The following is a 16,536-nucleotide window of genomic DNA, read 5'->3' as shown; positions in this document are numbered from 1 at the left end:
TTGCTGTTTAGCGCTTCTAGTCTTATTAGGTTGATTGACTTTATGTTAAGAAAAACATTCATATATGCTAATGCTTTGTTGTGTGTCGCTCTGTTGTGTGTCGTGTCATTTAGTGTAAGTGCTACAAAGGTAGAGCCGCTAATATTAAATTCTTCTACCGTTGATCGAGACTTTAGCGATCTTGTCACATATTACCAAGCAGACGACGTAGAGTTTCCTGCCGGTTTAGATGACATACCTGGGTGGCTTGAAGATAAAAAAGTATTACCTCCTACAGCAATCAGCGCCAGTGGAGATAAATTCTGGTTTGTGATAAAAATTTATAACCAGTCTGAATACAGTGACTTTGTTTTGTACCCCTATAATACGTTAATTGAGGAAATGCGCTTCTCCATTTATTCTCAAAACGGAGTACAGCAGGTATTCTCAGGAGAAAACTATCCAACTGAATACGATTTTCATTACGGTAATAACATCACGCTAAATAGAGGTGAACCACACTATATTATTGGTTTTATTGAAAGTAGCTATTTTTACTTATCACTTAATATACGTGTCACACCGGTTGAAGCGTTTAAAGATCAAGTGACACTTGAAAATTTAATTGTTGTACTGTGTTTGGGGATCGGACTCTCGTTGTGCATCTATAATTTTTTGATATACATGGCTTTTAAAGATCTCAGTCATCTTTACTATTCATTATTTACAGGATCATGGGTTTTCTATTGGACTCATTTTCAATTGATTTTTCCTCGAATATCAGGCGACTCGTATCCACACCTACATTGGTTAGGTGTTGCTCTGATGATAGTTTTTGGTATTTATTTTTATTCACATTTTTTGAAGTTGAAAGAATTTCATCCAAAACTAAATAAACTTTCCATTTACTTTGCTCGCTTTGTTATTTGTTGCATACCTGTTGTTATGGCAGATCCCGGTACAGGCTTTTGGTTAATGACAATAGTAAGTAGTATTTATGTGTTTTTAGCTTTTTATGCGGGTATCTATTCTTGGCGACTTGGTTTTAGGCCGGCAAGATATTTTGTATTGGCATATATAACGCTATCCGTGCCGAATATGCTTAATAATTTGATTACGTTTGATCTATTACCTCCTATAAGTATTACGGGATATCTTTTGGGGCTAATTGGTTTTGCCTTGGAATCTATATTACTTGCTTTTGCGATGGCCAATAAATTTAGTTTGATTAATGAAGAAAATATAGAATTAAATAAAAGCTTAGAGGTTAAGGTTGATCGAAGAACTTCACAGCTTGCAGTCTCTAACTTAAAGTTAAAAGCAGCCAGTGAAGCTAAGTCTGACTTTTTAGCAAAAATGAGTCATGAAATACGTACACCGATGAATGCGGTGATTGGTTTAAGCCGCTTAACACTTAAAACAGAATTGGATAATGAACAAGAAGATAATATTAAAAGTATTTTGGAGTCAGGTGAAGATCTCTTAATATTAATTAATGAAATTCTCGATTTTTCGAAGATAGAAGCGGGTAAGCTAACCCTTGAAAAAAGTTCATTCTCATTAGAAAAGTTATTAAGTAAAGCAATCAATCTTAGTGCTTTAAAGGCCCATGATAAAGGCCTTGAGTTAATTCTGCATGTAGATAAAAACATACCTCCCAAGCTTGTAGGAGATTCTTATAGGCTCCAGCAAATCCTTGTTAATTTAATTAGTAATGCCGTTAAATTTACTGAAATAGGCACCATCTGTATCAAATTACAGATTAAAGAAGACAGGAAACAACAGTTACTGTTGCAATTTTCTGTTATTGATACCGGTATTGGCATGACTGAGCAGCAGCAATCTAGATTATTTCAGTCTTTTTCTCAAGCCGATGATTCTGTGACACGAAAATATGGGGGAACAGGTCTTGGCTTAGCGATATCAAAACAGCTGAGTGAATTAATGGATGGAGAAATCTGGTTGGAAAGTGAAGTGGGTAAAGGTACAGCGTTTCACTTTACAGTAATAGTAGAAAAAGTCGATTTCAATTGGAAAATATTGGTTGATAAAAATAAGTTATCAGGCCTGAAAGTACTTATAGTAGACGATACACCCCTGGCTAGAACTGTATTACAGTCTCTTCTAAATGACCTCGGTATTCATGCTGATGAAGCTGGATCAGGTAGAGAGGCACTTGAGTTTATTAAGCGCTCTGAAAACGATGATATTTACTATGATGTTATTTTTATGGACTGGCGAATGCCCAATATGGATGGTATTGAAACTGCGCGTCATATTAGTAAGTTGAGTATCAAAAAATCACCACATATTTTAATGGTTTCAGCTTATGACAAATACGTGGCTCAACCACTCATCTGTGACACACCTATTCAAGGATTCATTGAAAAACCGGTTAATCAATCAATATTAATAGATGCTATTATTAAAGTTATCTCACCTCATATGGAAGTAAATCCGCGTGCGGTTAAAACCGAAGTTACTGCGCCGAATTTAGCTTCGTTTCATATTTTATTAGTGGAGGATAATCTTCTTAATCGTAAAGTAATGTTAGGGTTTTTGAAGGATACGAATGTTCAAGTGGATATTGCAGTAAACGGTTTGATTGCATTGGAAAAGTTACAACAATCGACTTACGACTTAGTTCTGATGGATGTTCAGATGCCGGAAATGGACGGTTTAACGGCCGCTAGAGAAATCCGCCAGACATTGAAATTGGTTAACTTACCTATAGTCGCGATGACAGCCCATGCGATGCAAAGTGATGTAGAAAAAAGCAGAGAGGTTGGCATGAATACACATCTAATTAAGCCGATTGATCTTGATATTTTGTATAAAACATTGGTCAGTTTTTTGAATGTGAAGATTGAAACACATGTAAGCACATCTGTAGAGGCAGAACTCAATATTGATAATACGGCTGTTTTACTCGCTGATATCCCTAAAAATATTCAAGATCAATTATCCTTAATTCAGCAGGTAAAAGGCATTAAATTTGATTTAGCCTTAGGTAATTTAAAAGGCAATGTTGAGCTTTACTTAGGTTTAGTAAATGATTTTATGAATGTTCAAGAAGGAAAAGAAGTTCTTGAACATTTGTATCAAAAGGGATATTGGGAGACTCTCCATCGTATTATACACTCGCTAAAGTCGAATGCTGCCTACATAGGAGCTGTTGAATTATCGACATTATGTGATGAGCTGGAATACAACTTACTCGAAGGATCGCCAAACAGGGCTTTATTCGATATAACATTAAAGGAATTGGATACACTACTTACAGAACTTTCTTGTATAGTTAATGCTACTCAAACTGAGCTGACAGTTTCATTTTCAATTAAAAATCTCATCAACGATTTGGATAAAATAAGACCGTTGCTGAAAGCTTCTGATTTTTCAGTGGAAAAATATTTACCCGGAATACAAGCAATGTGTAAGGATAGTGAGTATTCATTTGTTATTAACAAAATAATTGAACTTGTGGATAGTATTGAATATGAAGAAGCATCGGAATATGCCGATAAACTGTATGCTCAAATTAGCCATTAGCCATGTAGAATTTATCTTTGTCTAATATCTGAGTATCGCTGGAGAAAATATTATGAAAAATTCAATTCCTGAGCGACAAACTATCGTAGTCATTGATGATGAAAAAGCTAATCTTAAAATCTTAAGTGAACTTTTTAAGTCAAAGGTTAATATTATTTTGGCAAAAAATGGTACGCAGGGCATTGAAAAAATAATAAAATTTAAGCCTGATCTTATTTTATTGGATATTATCATGCCGGGTATGAGTGGGTTTGAAGTTATCAAGCAACTGAAAAAGAATAAGGAAACTTCTGCTATCCCTGTCATTTTTATTACCGGTCTGACAGATGTAGTCGATGAAAGTCAAGGCTTGGCATTAGGTGCCTGCGATTATATTCAAAAACCTTTTCATATTGATATCGTACTTGCGCGTGTTAATTTACATTTGAAATTGGCAGCGCAGCGCATACAACTTGAGTAGTTAGCAAATGTAGATTCGTTAACCTGTGTCGCTAATCGTCGAAAGTTCTACGAAATATTTGCTCTTGAGTGGCGAATGTCCGTCAGAAAAAATACATCTTTATCTCTGATTATGATTGATATAGATTATTTCAAACAATATAACGACCAATACGGGCATTTGGCAGGAGATCAAGCTTTAAAAAAGGTGGCACAAGTCATTTTTAAGCAATTAAAAAGACCTTTTGATTTTGTTGCTCGCTATGGAGGCGAGGAATTTGTGGTATTGCTGCCAAACACGCCAGCTCAAGATGCCTTTAGTATAATGGAATCTTGTTGCCAAGCTTTGGAAAACCTGAAAATAGAGCACAAAAAAAATACCAGTAATAAATACCTGACAATCAGTATTGGTGGGGTCAATTGCTTTCCAACGCAGCAAATGTGTTCTGAAGCGACGTTTAAGTTGGCTGACGATATGCTGTATCAAGCAAAAGAAGAGGGACGCAATTGTGTTATATGGCGCAATTAGCCTTCAGGAAAAAATCGTTGGTTTCTGCTTTTTTGTCACTATTTTTTTCAAAATTTTGTATTCATTAACTGGACGCTATATGTAAAAGGAATTACCTAATAGATGGGTCGATGAACTATCTGTTTTTGATAGGGTGTTATAGAGAAAAGTACTTTTGCTATCTGGTGAAGCTAACCTATAACAGAGCCGAACACTTAGTTTGTGACCAAGCTAGAAATGAAATGATTGTTAACAGCATCAAAAAATCCGTAAACCATGGCAGCTTAGTCATTGTGATTACCGAAAGAAATGAGCATATTGAATTACTTGCTAAATTGATCGCTGATAGGGGGTTAACGATGCAAGCATTAATGATGGCCTACGAAAGTTGAGGGCAATGCAAAGGTGGGGTATTTCATTTAGAGAGTAATAATGTAAATACCATATTTTATATATTAACTTGGCTTTTGGAGGGATTGAGTCATGCTAAATATCTGGAATAGCTTTATTCCCTAGTGCATACTTTATGTCTACCCACATTTATTTCCGACGAGAAACATCATGACGCAAAACAGCAAAAATACCAGCGACCAAATCAATCGTCGTAGTAAAAATATTACAGAAGGGCCTTCACGCGCACCGAACCGATCGATGTATTATGCTATGGGTTATAAGGCAGAAGACTTCAATAAACCTATGGTCGGTGTCGCCAATGGGCACAGCACTATTACTCCATGTAACAGTGGCCTGCAAAAGTTGGCTGATGCCGCAATAGCGGGGATCAAAGAAGCGGGGGGGAATGCTCAAGTTTTTGGTACCCCGACTATTTCTGATGGTATGGCCATGGGTACCGAGGGCATGAAGTATTCATTAATCAGCCGCGAAGTGATCTCTGACTGTATTGAAACCTGCGTACAGGGTCAGTGGATGGATGGCGTATTAGTCATTGGAGGTTGTGATAAGAATATGCCTGGCGGCCTAATGGGTATGCTGCGTGCCAACGTGCCTTCTATTTATGTTTATGGCGGTACCGTACTGCCCGGAAAGTATCAGGGGAAAGCACTTAATATTGTCAGTGTTTTCGAAGCCGTGGGCGAACATGCTGCTGGACAAATGAGCGATGAAGACTTGTTGCAAATCGAACGCCGAGCTGTTCCAAGCACCGGTAGTTGCGGTGGTATGTACACAGCGAATACTATGTCGAGCTCATTTGAAGCACTGGGTATTTCTCTGCCCTACTCATCAACCATGGCTAACCCGCATGATGAGAAAGTAGATTCCGCGACAGAGTCTGCCAAGGTACTGATTGAAGCGATCCGCCAGAATATCAAACCGCGTGATATTGTGACCCGTAAATCAATTGAAAACGCTGTGGCGGTCATCATGGCCACTGGTGGCTCGACTAATGCCGTGCTTCACTTCTTAGCCATCGCCCATGCGGCTGAAGTGGAATGGACTATTGACGATTTTGAACGAGTCCGCCAAAAGACCCCCGTACTGTGCAACCTCAAACCGAGCGGAGAATACTTGGCTGTCGATTTGCATCAAGCTGGTGGCATCCCACAAGTCATGAAAATATTATTGACGGCCGGTCTACTGCATGGCGACTGTTTGACTATAACAGGACAGACCATTGCAGAAGTACTGACATACGTGCCTGAGGTGCCACGAGCAGATCAGGATGTGATTCGTCCTATCAGCAACCCTATGTATCAGCAGGGTCACTTGGCCATTCTTAAGGGTAATTTGTCACCGGAAGGTTGTGTGGCTAAGATCACCGGTTTAAAAACCCCCGTAATGACCGGCCCAGCTCGTGTCTTCAACGACGAACAAACTGCTCTCGCGGCCATATTGGCGGGTAAAATTAAAGCGGGTGATGTCATGGTACTGCGCTATTTAGGTCCTAAAGGTGGCCCAGGTATGCCAGAAATGCTAGCACCGACAGGCGCTCTTGTTGGCGCAGGTTTGGGAGAAAGCGTTGGCTTAATTACTGATGGCCGTTTTTCTGGTGGTACTTGGGGGATGGTCGTCGGACATGTCGCGCCTGAAGCCGCTGCAGGTGGTAACATCGCCTTCATTGAAGAAGACGACTCCATCACCATTGATGCTAAACAGTTACTACTGCAACTGAATATCAGCGATGATGAGCTTGCTGAGCGTAAAAAAGGCTGGCAAGCGCCAACGCCACGTTATAACCGTGGAGTGCAAGCCAAGTTTGCTTTTAACGCCTCCAGTGCCAGTAAAGGTGCAGTACTCGACGACTTCTAAGCATAATCTTTGTTAGTGCATAAAAAGCTCAGCACAGTATTTTCTGTTTGGGTTTTTTATATTACTTTTAAAAAATTTACATGGTTTTAAAGTGTCGTTATGGCTGAAAATATCAGCCACCGATATACGACATCTCCACTTTTTTTCTGCCTGTCGTTTCTTCTGTTCGAAGTTGTGAATAGCGATCCTCACGCTGATTCCAAATTAACCCTATGGCACGGGTAATTTGCATATCGCTTTTACCTGAACGCATAAGTGCTCGTAGATCATGACCAGACTGCGCGAATAGGCAAGTGTACAATTTGCCATCAGTTGAAAGTCGGGTGCGTGTGCAGGTAGAACAGAAGGCTTGCGTTACACTGGATATAACCCCAATTTCGCCGCTACCATCGGCATAATTCCAACGTTTGGCAACTTCACCGCTGTAGTTGGACTGTGCTTGGACAAGCGGCATATCAGCATTGACCATGCGTACAATCTCAGCCGAAGAAATAACATCCTTCATGCGCCAACCATTAGAAGAACCCACATCCATGAATTCGATAAAGCGGACAATATGTCCGCTGCCTTTGAAATGCCGCGCCATAGCAACGACATCTTGATCATTAACACCCTTCTTAACCACCATGTTAATTTTAATGGCGCTAAAACCAGCGCCATGTGCCGCATCGATCCCCTTTAATACATCGGCTACAGGGAAGTTAACGTCGTTCATAGCCCGGAATGTCACCTCATCAAGAGAGTCGAGCGAAACGGTAATCCGATTAAGGCCTGCGGCTTTAAGCGCTTTTACTTTCTTGGGTAATAACGTGGCATTGGTAGTAAGCGCGATATCAAGTGGCTTGTCGTCTGGTGTTTTTAAGGCGGCCAGCATTTTAACCAACACCTCGAGGTTTTTACGTAGTAGGGGTTCGCCACCTGTAAGACGAATTTTTGTAACACCGTGTGCAACAAACAGTCGCGCCATGCGCGTGATCTCATCGAAACTCAATAGTTCGGATTGTGGCAGGTATTGGTAGCCTTTTCCAAAGACTTCCTTGGGCATACAATAAGTGCAGCGGAAGTTACATCGGTCGGTTACTGAAATGCGTAGATCGCCCAAGAGCCTTCCGCGTGTATCTGACATCTGACCATTGGGGGCAGGCGCGTACGCGGGAATTAGCGGTACTTGGCCAGCGTAAAGCAGGTCAATAGTAGGGATTATGTTTATGCTCATGGGGCACTCGATATAGATAAATTGATCATTAAGCGATAAGTCATGACGAGCAGCTATAATGGGATAACCCACCGGTTTCGAAGAATTCAAGTGGCTTAAGCCGATAGTATTTTTCTTCCATATCAATTGATTGCTCGGCATATGGCTGCGTCATGACTTCCTGCAATTCTCGCACTAGAGAGTAATTCCCTATGCTCGCTTGCTGATACGCAGGCACAACGAACCACTCTCTCAAATTATATTTTGGATTCACGAGTTTCATCTGCCTAGAGAGCTCAACTGGAGAACGGGCACTATTTACTTCGGTAGTGCTAGGGTTGGTCGAATTGGCGTTAAGAGATTTCCATGTTGTGAGCCACGCTGACCAACGATTGTCCATCCCTTCGGGATCTGCATTATACGTCGCGTTTTTGTAGAAGCTTTTTTTGAGTGGGCCAATATCGCTAGGCACCGTTGATAGTTCTCGGAAGAAAATGGTGTAATCAACTGCAGTTTGCGCCATCAGTGTTTCGAGTTCGCGCAATAATTCCGCATTAAATGTATGCAGCCCAAGTTTTTCAGCCCACATTTTTTCCATTTTTTCTTGCATTACGGTTGTAAAACCCGTTCGAATCTCGTCGAGATTTTTTATAGCATCCTGATGTGATGCCACTAGTGGCTGCAACGCTTTACAAAACATGTTGAAATTTCGTTCTGCTGCCACAGGCTGATTCATAAACGAAAAGTGATGACCGCCTCCTGTCCATGGTTGATATTGCGGGTTGAATACATCGCAAAACCCGAAGGGGCCATAATCGAGTGTAAAGCCTCCAGCCGCGCAGTTGTCACTGTTGAAGTTGCCTTGACAATAACCGACACGGATCCAGTTGGCTACCAGTGAAGTCAAACGGTTGCGGAACGCGCGCGCGAGCAGCACCACTTTTTCAGCCATGGAAAGTATATTGTCAATGATGTCGCTGTACTCACGATCGATCAAGTGCAGTACAATCACCTCAAGCTCTGCCATTGCTTGAGGGTGTTCCTGCTTGTGAACACGGCGACTGAACAGTTCTAGCTGACCCACCCGAATAAATGATGGTGCGACGCGCGTAGAAATGGCGACCGCCTCAGATATAAGCCTATCGGGATCCTGTGAACGTGAGCCTTCAGCGTACCACGGTCGATTAACCTGCTCTGTTTTCGACACGTATAAGCTAAGCGACCGCGACGAGGCTACTCCAAGCGCGTGCATGTGCTCTTGTGCTAAAAACTCGCGCACACTTGAGCGCAGCACGGCGCGACCATCAGCGCCACGGCAGTAAGGTGTACGTCCTCCGCCTTTTAGTTGCATTTCCCAGCGTTGACCGTTAATGACAGCCTCAAGCACAGACATTGCGCGACCGTCTCCGTAGCCGTTACCCGTTTGGAAAGGGCACTGTTGATAGTATTCGCTACCGTAAATAGACAATGCATAGCCTGTAGCCCAACCAACCTTGCGCAGCGGCGCTGGAACCTCTGTTAGGTCGCCAGAGAACAGTCGAACGAAGTCAGCCGACTGCGCCATGCTGTCGGAAAAACCCAGTTCACGGAAAAAGGTTTTACTATGAGTAACGTACTCAGGGTCTTGGATAGGTGTGGGCTTGACGGGAACATAGTGCCCGGTAAATACTTGTCGTGGACTATGGTCTACGCCATTTTCTCTCGCATCAGGATCACAGTTGAGCGTATCCATGAGCGAGTAGTCTGCCAGCTTGGCGAGATCGCCTAGCGTAACTATGGTCGGAGTAGTTTGCAGGGGCAGTTGATTGGTCATAGGGCCTCCTCATGACATGGGTATAATGGCTGTTTTCCCGCTGAGGGGTTGGTCGTATCGACAACCTCCTCGATTTCCGGAGCGATCTTTTTAAGCATGACTTCGAATTCCTGCCGTAGTCTTACTTGAGAAGATGCACATCCCTGGTAACCATCGCTCATACTGATGTAAAGTGTTCCTTGACAGATTTTTCCTATCAATATCTTGCTGGCGTGATTAGCAATGGAACGGTTTATTTCCTTGTCCAGTAGTACCTGAATAACGGTCATCAGCTCTGTATCTGATCTTCTTTGTGTGCCGTTTAGTATACTAGCTTGTGTGCGAGTATGAATATACATCCCCAAGATAGCTGGCACGCCAGTCAACAACTGAGTGCAGATGGTTGTGCCGATGGAAGCTTTTAGTTCTGACCAATAGGCGTTTGGGTTCTTGCAGATCGTCACCACGCTTTGTGCAATAAGCACGTTGTTCACACCGGGCAGTGTAAACAATCGCTTGGCTAGCGGTAATTTAGCTGCTCGCTCTGCGCTACTAAAAAAGAAAACGCCACCGGTATGTACTGAGTGGTTAACAAAAAATTTACACATATCTGGATCGGTGAGTGATTTCTCCGCGCGAATAATGATTGGCTGCTCCGCAATTATCACATTAGACATTTTCAATATTCTCTTTTGTAGTGTACGCACCTAATGTACGTAAATTTTTAAACGTATATATCCCACTGTTATGGTCATCGCTCCAATCGAACTGGATCGCATAGTTGCCTACGCTCGTTATTTTTCGTGGGCTCACATCAAATTGAATATTTTTTGGATTAAGCAGTTTACGTCCACTTATCTCCTCGACACAGAGGGCACACTCACAGGCTAAACGCAGATCTCGCACGTCAAAATTATCACGATGACCGTCCTCCCATAGAATTGATAAAGTACGCAGATCGTGACGGAGAAAACCAATGGGATTCGTTTGCGATCCTACCGGTTTTGCTGCATTTTCAATCCAACCAGGCGTCCCCTCGTTACTGTCCCAATGCCATACAAAGGGATTCGGTATTGTGATCTCCGTTTCAACCTGATCAACAAGCGTAGTGGCGATAGCAGAATACATCTTGCCGCTAACAGACATTGGCTGGTCAGCCACGATTGGGCGACCTTCATTAGCGCAGGTGATAACATCAATAGGTAAGGCACCCAGAAATGGCACGCCAAGCTCTTGGCTCATTTGCTCACCACCACCGTAACGGAAGATACCCGTATTTTCGACGCAGTGAGGAGAGGTGAAGGTGTGCATGTTCTCTACAATACCAAGGATATTGACCTTAACCTTCTCGAACATCTGCAAGCCTAAGCGTGCGATCTTGAGGCTCAACGCCTGTGGTGTTGTCACTATAACCACCCCGGACAACGGAATACTCTGTGCTAGCGTCAATTGAGTGTCGCCTGTGCCCGGTGGGAGGTCAAGGATCAAATAATCCAGTTGTCCCCATTGCACACCACTGATGAACATCTTTAGATATTTTCCTACCATCGGCCCGCGTAAAACGGTCGGGTTGTCATCTCCAGTAAACATGGCCATTGGCAGCACTTTCAGACCGTACGCTTGTGCAGGGATCATTTTACCGTCCGGTGTCATCAGCTGCTGTTTATTCGTTTTTATACCCAGCATATCTGGAATAGTGGGTCCAAGGATATGTGCATCTACGAGTCCTACACGCGCCCCTAGTTGTTTTAGCGCGAGCGCCAGATTAACGCTTACTGTAGATTTTCCAACGCCACCCTTACCGCTACCGACAGCAATGATGTGACGTATCCCAGGCAGTTTTTTGGAAGTCAGGGATGACCCACTCGATATTTGGTGTTGATTATGGTCAGGAGTGTCCATGACTGAATTCCTGCTATTTTCAACTAATGGTGGGGTATATAATGGGGAGCTCTTCCGCCAGAAAAATAACCAATTCCAATTTCTGTACCTATTAGGTATTGTCAAAATCTCTCCCATCATGCGTATGTTCAGCCGTATAAAAATTAATTTTGGTTGTCATAACGATTCCTCTTAGTAATGATTTACCTGAGTAGCTTCTTCAGTGTTCCAAATTCTGTGGTTTGTCTAAAATATCCCCTTTCCTACCGATAATGGTGTGCAAATCATGTGTGAGTTACATTTGATTATCTGCAGTGGTCAATGGGCAGGTCATCTATTGCGAAAATTAAGTTAATCGAGCACACTGGTTAGTAATCGATATAAAACACATTGGTGACATACTCGATATCAAGCCGCGCGGCTATGAGCGGATTATCCTTTGCCTGTGCGGCTTCCTTTAGCGTCATAGGAATAATATTAAGTGCATACACGTGATCTGACTTCCAGTTAGATACTGTGTTATAAATAAGCCAATGCCGAGCGATACGATGTAATCCATTAAATTTGGCGTCGTGCACTCTTACTCGATAATGATCAGAATCTAGATGATAAGTATGCCACTCACTCTCGTCCTCAATCTCGATAATAGCTTCGGGAAAGGCCTGAGTTAAACATTCTAACAAGCTATCGCGCGTAGGTTTCATTGTATTTTTTCCTGCATGTTTTCCTGATTTTTTATGCCCTATGTAATAGATAGTGGTGGTCTGCGAATTAGGTTTAGTACATCACTCAAATAATATTTTCGATCGTTTTATCGGTTAGTTCGATGTTCAACTTCAACTTCCATTGTGACGCATGAGAATATGCAATGGACCACTACTCTTTTTACAGACATAAAAAACATCTGTTACTGGTTGATTTTTATTCATTTTTATATGACCAAATTTAGATGATTTGATAAATACAACCTATAATATTTAGACCCTTGCTACTTATTTTTTAATGGAATAAAGCTGTTATTTTTCAACAAAAGCTCTTTCAACAACGTAGTCGCCTTGTATTCCTTTTTTAGGACTTTCTTTGAAGCCTCTTTCATCTAGAATGGCACAGGTATCTTTTAACATTGAAGGACTACCGCACAACATCACACGATCAAACTCTGGGTCAAGTTTAGCTATACCAAGGTCAAGAGATAACTTTCCTGTTCGCAACAAATCCGTTATTCGTCCTTGATTTTTATAAGGCTCTCGTGTGACACATGGATAATAAATGAGCTGCTCAGTAATCATTTCACCCAGATATTCGTGATTAGGCAGATCTTCAGTGAGTATGTTTTTATATGCCAATTCATTGGCATATCTTACGCCATGGAACAATATAACCTTTTCAAAACGTTCATAAGTTTCGGGATCTTTGATAATACTTAAAAAGGGAGCTAGCCCTGTGCCAGTGCCGATTAACAATAAATTTCGACCATCGCGTAAATCATCAATAACCACAGTTCCGGTTGGTTTACTGCCGATAATAACTTCATCACCAATCGTTAAATGTTGTAATTTAGAGGTGAAAGCACCGCCTTCAACTTTAATGCTGAAAAATTCCAAATAATCTTCATGGTTTGCACTAGCGATGCTATAAGCACGTAAGATCGGCCTAGCATCATCTTGCGCTAAGCCAATAATGATATATTCCCCATTCCTAAAGCGGAGTCCTTGGCTGCGTGTGGTCTTAAAAGAAAACAGGCTATCATTCCAGTGAACAACATCGATGACTTTTTCGGGATTAAATTTCTTATTCATGTTTTATCCTATACAGTTTTATTATTTTATTTCTTTACCCGAGGCTTGAAGATCTGCATGGTAACTTGAACGTACCAAAGGACCACAGGCAGCATGAGTAAAACCAAGCCTTTTAGCGATAATACCCAGCTCATCAAACTCTTCTGGAGGTACATAGCGTTTAACCGCAAGATGATGCTTACTCGGTTGCATGTATTGCCCTAACGTTAGCATCTCTACATTATGTTTACGCAAGTCGTTTAATACGGCGGAAATTTCATCATTTGTCTCGCCAAGCCCCATCATCAATCCTGATTTTGTTGCGACCTGTGGATGCATGGCTTTAAAACGACTTAACAATTCCAATGAATTTTTATAACTTGCCCCCGGACGAACTTCACGATACATATGTGGTGCAGTCTCTAAGTTATGGTTAAACACATCGGGCGGTGCCTGACTTAAAATGTTGAGTGCTCGTTCTACTCGACCTTTAAAGTCAGGCACCAAAATTTCAATTTTTATATGAGGTACTTCTTTACGTATGGCTTTAATACAGTCAACAAAATGCTGAGCACCGCCATCGCGAAGATCATCCCTGTCGACCGAAGTGATTACCACATACTTTAATTTCATGTCACGTATTGTTGCGGCTAACTTTTCTGGCTCTTCTGCACTCACTGGTAAGGGTCTACCATGCGCGACATCGCAAAATGGACAGCGGCGAGTACAAATAGCACCCAAGATCATAAAAGTTGCTGTGCCGTGGTTAAAACATTCATGTAAATTAGGACATGACGCTTCTTCACACACTGAGTTTAAATTATGCTTACGCATCGCTTGTTTAATTTCTGTTACCTTAGCGGTGTTACTCGGTATCTTTATTTTTAACCAACTAGGTTTTTTTAAGGTAGTTGCTTTTTTACTCGCAATAATTTTTACTGGAATAAAAGCCAACTTATCCGCATCACGAAGTTTTTCGCCAGCGACCAATAGTGATTGTTTAATGTTACTCATGATAGTGATTGACCTTGAGGCCAAAAAGTGACCTCCTACGTTTATAATATACGCTATTGATTATGTTGTTGGCAGCTGTGTTTCTAAGTTATCAATTGCGTGGAAAGGCGTATTATTCTCAGACATTAAAGGTGCAATGGCTGAGAGTACCAACTTATGTTTAGCTAACATGCTTTTTCCCTCAAATTCTGCTGTGACGACACAAAGGCTGAAACTGCATCTTCAAGTGGAACGGGTATAGTGCTCGCTTTAGTCTGCTTTGTAGCAGCACTTTTCACGGCTGCTGAAATAATGACTTTTAACTCGCCATTCTGATTGAGTTTGCTGATAATATCGCCGTCGCCAATCAACTGACCATTAGCCCAAACTTGAGGGAAAATAGGCCAATCTCCGTAGACGGGTAATGCCGCTCGAATTTCTTGATTAGCTAATATATCCACAGAAACAAAATTTTCATTGCAAGCAATTAAGGCTTTTACAGCGATAGCAGAAAACCCGCATAGGGGTTGTTCTGACGTACCCTTCATAAAAATGACAACGGCATGATTATCGATATGTTCTTCAATTTCTTTCATGATATCGATGTCTCACTCCTCGTAACCTTTATTATTAACTTATTGATATATTTGTTAATTGAGTTTTAATTGAAATGTGCTTCAACTATATTGCTTGGCGATGTGTAATATTTTTTTTACCATTGCACGTAAACCATTACCACGCATCGAACTTAAATGACTGAATAAATCAATGTCAGTAAAGAAGGCGTCGATATTAAAATCGGTTACTGCTTGAGGGGTGCTTTTATTAAAGGCACTGAGGACAATTGCCGCTAATCCTTTAACAATTTGAGCTTCGCTATCGACAGCCATCAACAACATATTATTTATTTCATCATATTCGCATATTAGCCATACCTGACTTTGACAACCAACGATAAGATTTTCGTCTGTTCGATAGGATACGGGTACGGTAGGAAGCTCTTTGCCAAGGTCGATGATATAACGGTAACGATCTTCCCAATCATCAAAGAAACTTAGCGTGTCTTTGATATCTCCCGACTTGATTTTACTACCAAAAGGACTTTCTGATAAGCGAGCAATAGATAATTTAGTCATCAGAATAACCCTAGCTCTAATTGAGCCTCTTCCGTCATCATTTCACGACTCCATGGTGGGTCAAGCACTAGAATCACGTTTACTGTATCGACATTAGGCACTAGCCCAACTTTGTATTTTACATCCTCAACCAATACGGGTCCCATACCACAAGCTGGCGCGGTTAATGTCATGGTAATGACGACGGTATGACCATCTATTTTACAGTCATAGATCAAACCTAAATCAACAATATTGACTGGCATTTCTGGATCGTAAACAGCAGATATTGCCTTCCAGACATTGCTTTCCAGCACGGTGTTATTATCAGAGTTATTCCCTGATTGATCATCCGAGTCATCGCCTGATTTCTCTTCTGACAACTCAAAGACCAAGACAATAGGTTCAAAGCCGAGCGCATCACCATCAGTACCGTCAACGCGTGCCATATTACCGTTAATCAGCACGGTATATGCTCCACCTAATGATTGAGTTAGGGTGACAAAGGTATCTTTTTTAATGGTGATAGGCGTTCCGTCGGGCACTAATCGTGCGGGACATTCTCTGTTCACTAAAATTATTTTTCTTTCCATAATATGCTTCTGTATGCCCCATTATTTATTAACGACTTATCAGTATTCTTCAATTTTTTTGAGTGAATAATTAGACTGAAAAGCTTTCACCACAACCACATTCTGCTGAGCTGTTCGGATTAATAAACTTAATCACTTTGTTCAATCCCTCAGTAACACAATCAATTTCAGTACCATTAACAAAGGGTAAGGCTTCTTGAGTGATGTAGAGTTTTAGTTCATCGTCATTAATGGTGACTAAATGTTCTTCCGTGCTGGGTTTGTCAATAAAATCCAACACATATTTAAAACCATTGCAGCCACTTTTCGTTACTGAAAAACACAATCCAACTGCCTGCTTTTTTTTTATTTTTTGAGACAAAAAAACACGAGCACTATCACTTAAAGACACACGTGGCTTATTTGGTTCAAACGTCATTACAGTCATAATATTACCCTTGTTAATGT

At 41.4% G+C, this 16,536-nt stretch carries 16 protein-coding genes and 1 pseudogene; 5 read left to right on the top strand and 12 right to left on the bottom strand.

What is annotated here, in order from left to right:
• Positions 1-42: 42 nt before the first annotated feature.
• The 5 genes and pseudogenes from H4J52_RS12525 (at position 43) to ilvD (ending at position 6,742) form a co-directional block, all read left to right on the top strand.
• The gene (locus tag H4J52_RS12525; protein ID WP_182224812.1) at positions 43-3,528 is read left to right on the top strand and encodes a response regulator; all 3,486 of its coding nucleotides are present in this window, start codon (positions 43-45) and stop codon (positions 3,526-3,528) included.
• 52 nt (positions 3,529-3,580) lie between these two features.
• Positions 3,581-3,988 (top strand): two-component system response regulator, encoded by a 408-nt coding sequence (locus H4J52_RS19690; RefSeq protein ID WP_220461091.1) that lies wholly within the window; start codon positions 3,581-3,583, stop codon positions 3,986-3,988.
• Between the two features lie 15 nt (positions 3,989-4,003).
• A pseudogene (locus H4J52_RS19685) lies at positions 4,004-4,495 on the top strand (GGDEF domain-containing protein); the annotation flags it as partial.
• 110 nt (positions 4,496-4,605) lie between these two features.
• Positions 4,606-4,866: a hypothetical protein gene (locus H4J52_RS12515; RefSeq protein ID WP_182177301.1), complete on the top strand. Its 261-nt coding sequence runs from the start codon at positions 4,606-4,608 to the stop codon at positions 4,864-4,866.
• A gap of 169 nt (positions 4,867-5,035) precedes the next feature.
• Entirely contained in the window at positions 5,036-6,742 is a 1,707-nt protein-coding gene (ilvD, locus tag H4J52_RS12510) for a dihydroxy-acid dehydratase (protein WP_182224810.1), read from the top strand.
• Between the two features lie 112 nt (positions 6,743-6,854).
• On the opposite strand, the gene moaA is transcribed toward ilvD, so the two are convergent.
• The 12 genes from moaA to H4J52_RS12450 all read right to left on the bottom strand — a co-directional run bounded on the left by moaA (position 6,855) and on the right by H4J52_RS12450 (position 16,516).
• Positions 6,855-7,868 carry a GTP 3',8-cyclase MoaA gene (gene moaA, locus H4J52_RS12505; RefSeq protein WP_404851833.1) on the bottom strand — a complete coding sequence of 338 codons (1,014 nt, stop codon included), beginning with the start codon at positions 7,866-7,868 and terminating at the stop codon, positions 6,855-6,857.
• A gap of 130 nt (positions 7,869-7,998) precedes the next feature.
• Positions 7,999-9,750, bottom strand: a complete 1,752-nt coding sequence (locus H4J52_RS12500; protein WP_182224808.1) for a YdiU family protein — start codon at positions 9,748-9,750, stop codon at positions 7,999-8,001.
• Positions 9,747-10,406, bottom strand: a complete 660-nt coding sequence (locus H4J52_RS12495; RefSeq protein ID WP_182177293.1) for a NifU family protein — start codon at positions 10,404-10,406, stop codon at positions 9,747-9,749. Before H4J52_RS12495 ends, H4J52_RS12500 begins: the two co-directional genes overlap by 4 nt.
• Positions 10,399-11,631 (bottom strand): P-loop NTPase, encoded by a 1,233-nt coding sequence (locus tag H4J52_RS20280; protein ID WP_182177291.1) that lies wholly within the window; start codon positions 11,629-11,631, stop codon positions 10,399-10,401. The genes H4J52_RS12495 and H4J52_RS20280 overlap by 8 nt, the downstream gene beginning before the upstream one ends.
• A gap of 347 nt (positions 11,632-11,978) precedes the next feature.
• The gene (locus H4J52_RS12485; protein ID WP_182177289.1) at positions 11,979-12,314 is read right to left on the bottom strand and encodes a BolA/IbaG family iron-sulfur metabolism protein; all 336 of its coding nucleotides are present in this window, start codon (positions 12,312-12,314) and stop codon (positions 11,979-11,981) included.
• A 312-nt stretch (positions 12,315-12,626) separates the two neighbouring features.
• Positions 12,627-13,409, bottom strand: coding sequence for a ferredoxin--NADP reductase (locus H4J52_RS12480; RefSeq protein WP_182176399.1), 783 nt, complete (start codon positions 13,407-13,409; stop codon positions 12,627-12,629).
• Between the two features lie 21 nt (positions 13,410-13,430).
• Complete coding sequence (gene lipA / locus H4J52_RS12475; protein ID WP_182177287.1) at positions 13,431-14,402, bottom strand: lipoyl synthase; 972 nt, start codon at positions 14,400-14,402, stop codon at positions 13,431-13,433.
• Between the two features lie 60 nt (positions 14,403-14,462).
• On the bottom strand, positions 14,463-14,573 hold the full coding sequence (locus H4J52_RS12470) for a hypothetical protein (RefSeq protein ID WP_182177285.1): 111 nt from the start codon (positions 14,571-14,573) through the stop codon (positions 14,463-14,465).
• Entirely contained in the window at positions 14,567-14,977 is a 411-nt protein-coding gene (locus H4J52_RS12465; protein ID WP_220461090.1) for a glutaredoxin, read from the bottom strand. The genes H4J52_RS12470 and H4J52_RS12465 overlap by 7 nt, the downstream gene beginning before the upstream one ends.
• A gap of 81 nt (positions 14,978-15,058) precedes the next feature.
• Entirely contained in the window at positions 15,059-15,517 is a 459-nt protein-coding gene (locus H4J52_RS12460) for a SufE family protein (protein WP_182177283.1), read from the bottom strand.
• Entirely contained in the window at positions 15,517-16,089 is a 573-nt protein-coding gene (sufT, locus tag H4J52_RS12455) for a putative Fe-S cluster assembly protein SufT (RefSeq protein WP_182177281.1), read from the bottom strand. Before sufT ends, H4J52_RS12460 begins: the two co-directional genes overlap by 1 nt.
• A gap of 70 nt (positions 16,090-16,159) precedes the next feature.
• Positions 16,160-16,516, bottom strand: coding sequence for an iron-sulfur cluster assembly accessory protein (locus tag H4J52_RS12450; RefSeq protein ID WP_182177279.1), 357 nt, complete (start codon positions 16,514-16,516; stop codon positions 16,160-16,162).
• Positions 16,517-16,536: the final 20 nt, after the last annotated feature.

The sequence above is a fragment of the Colwellia sp. MB02u-14 genome (genome assembly GCF_014076915.1).
Classification (GTDB): domain Bacteria; phylum Pseudomonadota; class Gammaproteobacteria; order Enterobacterales; family Alteromonadaceae; genus Colwellia_A.
This window is presented reverse-complemented; position numbering and strand designations above follow the sequence as displayed.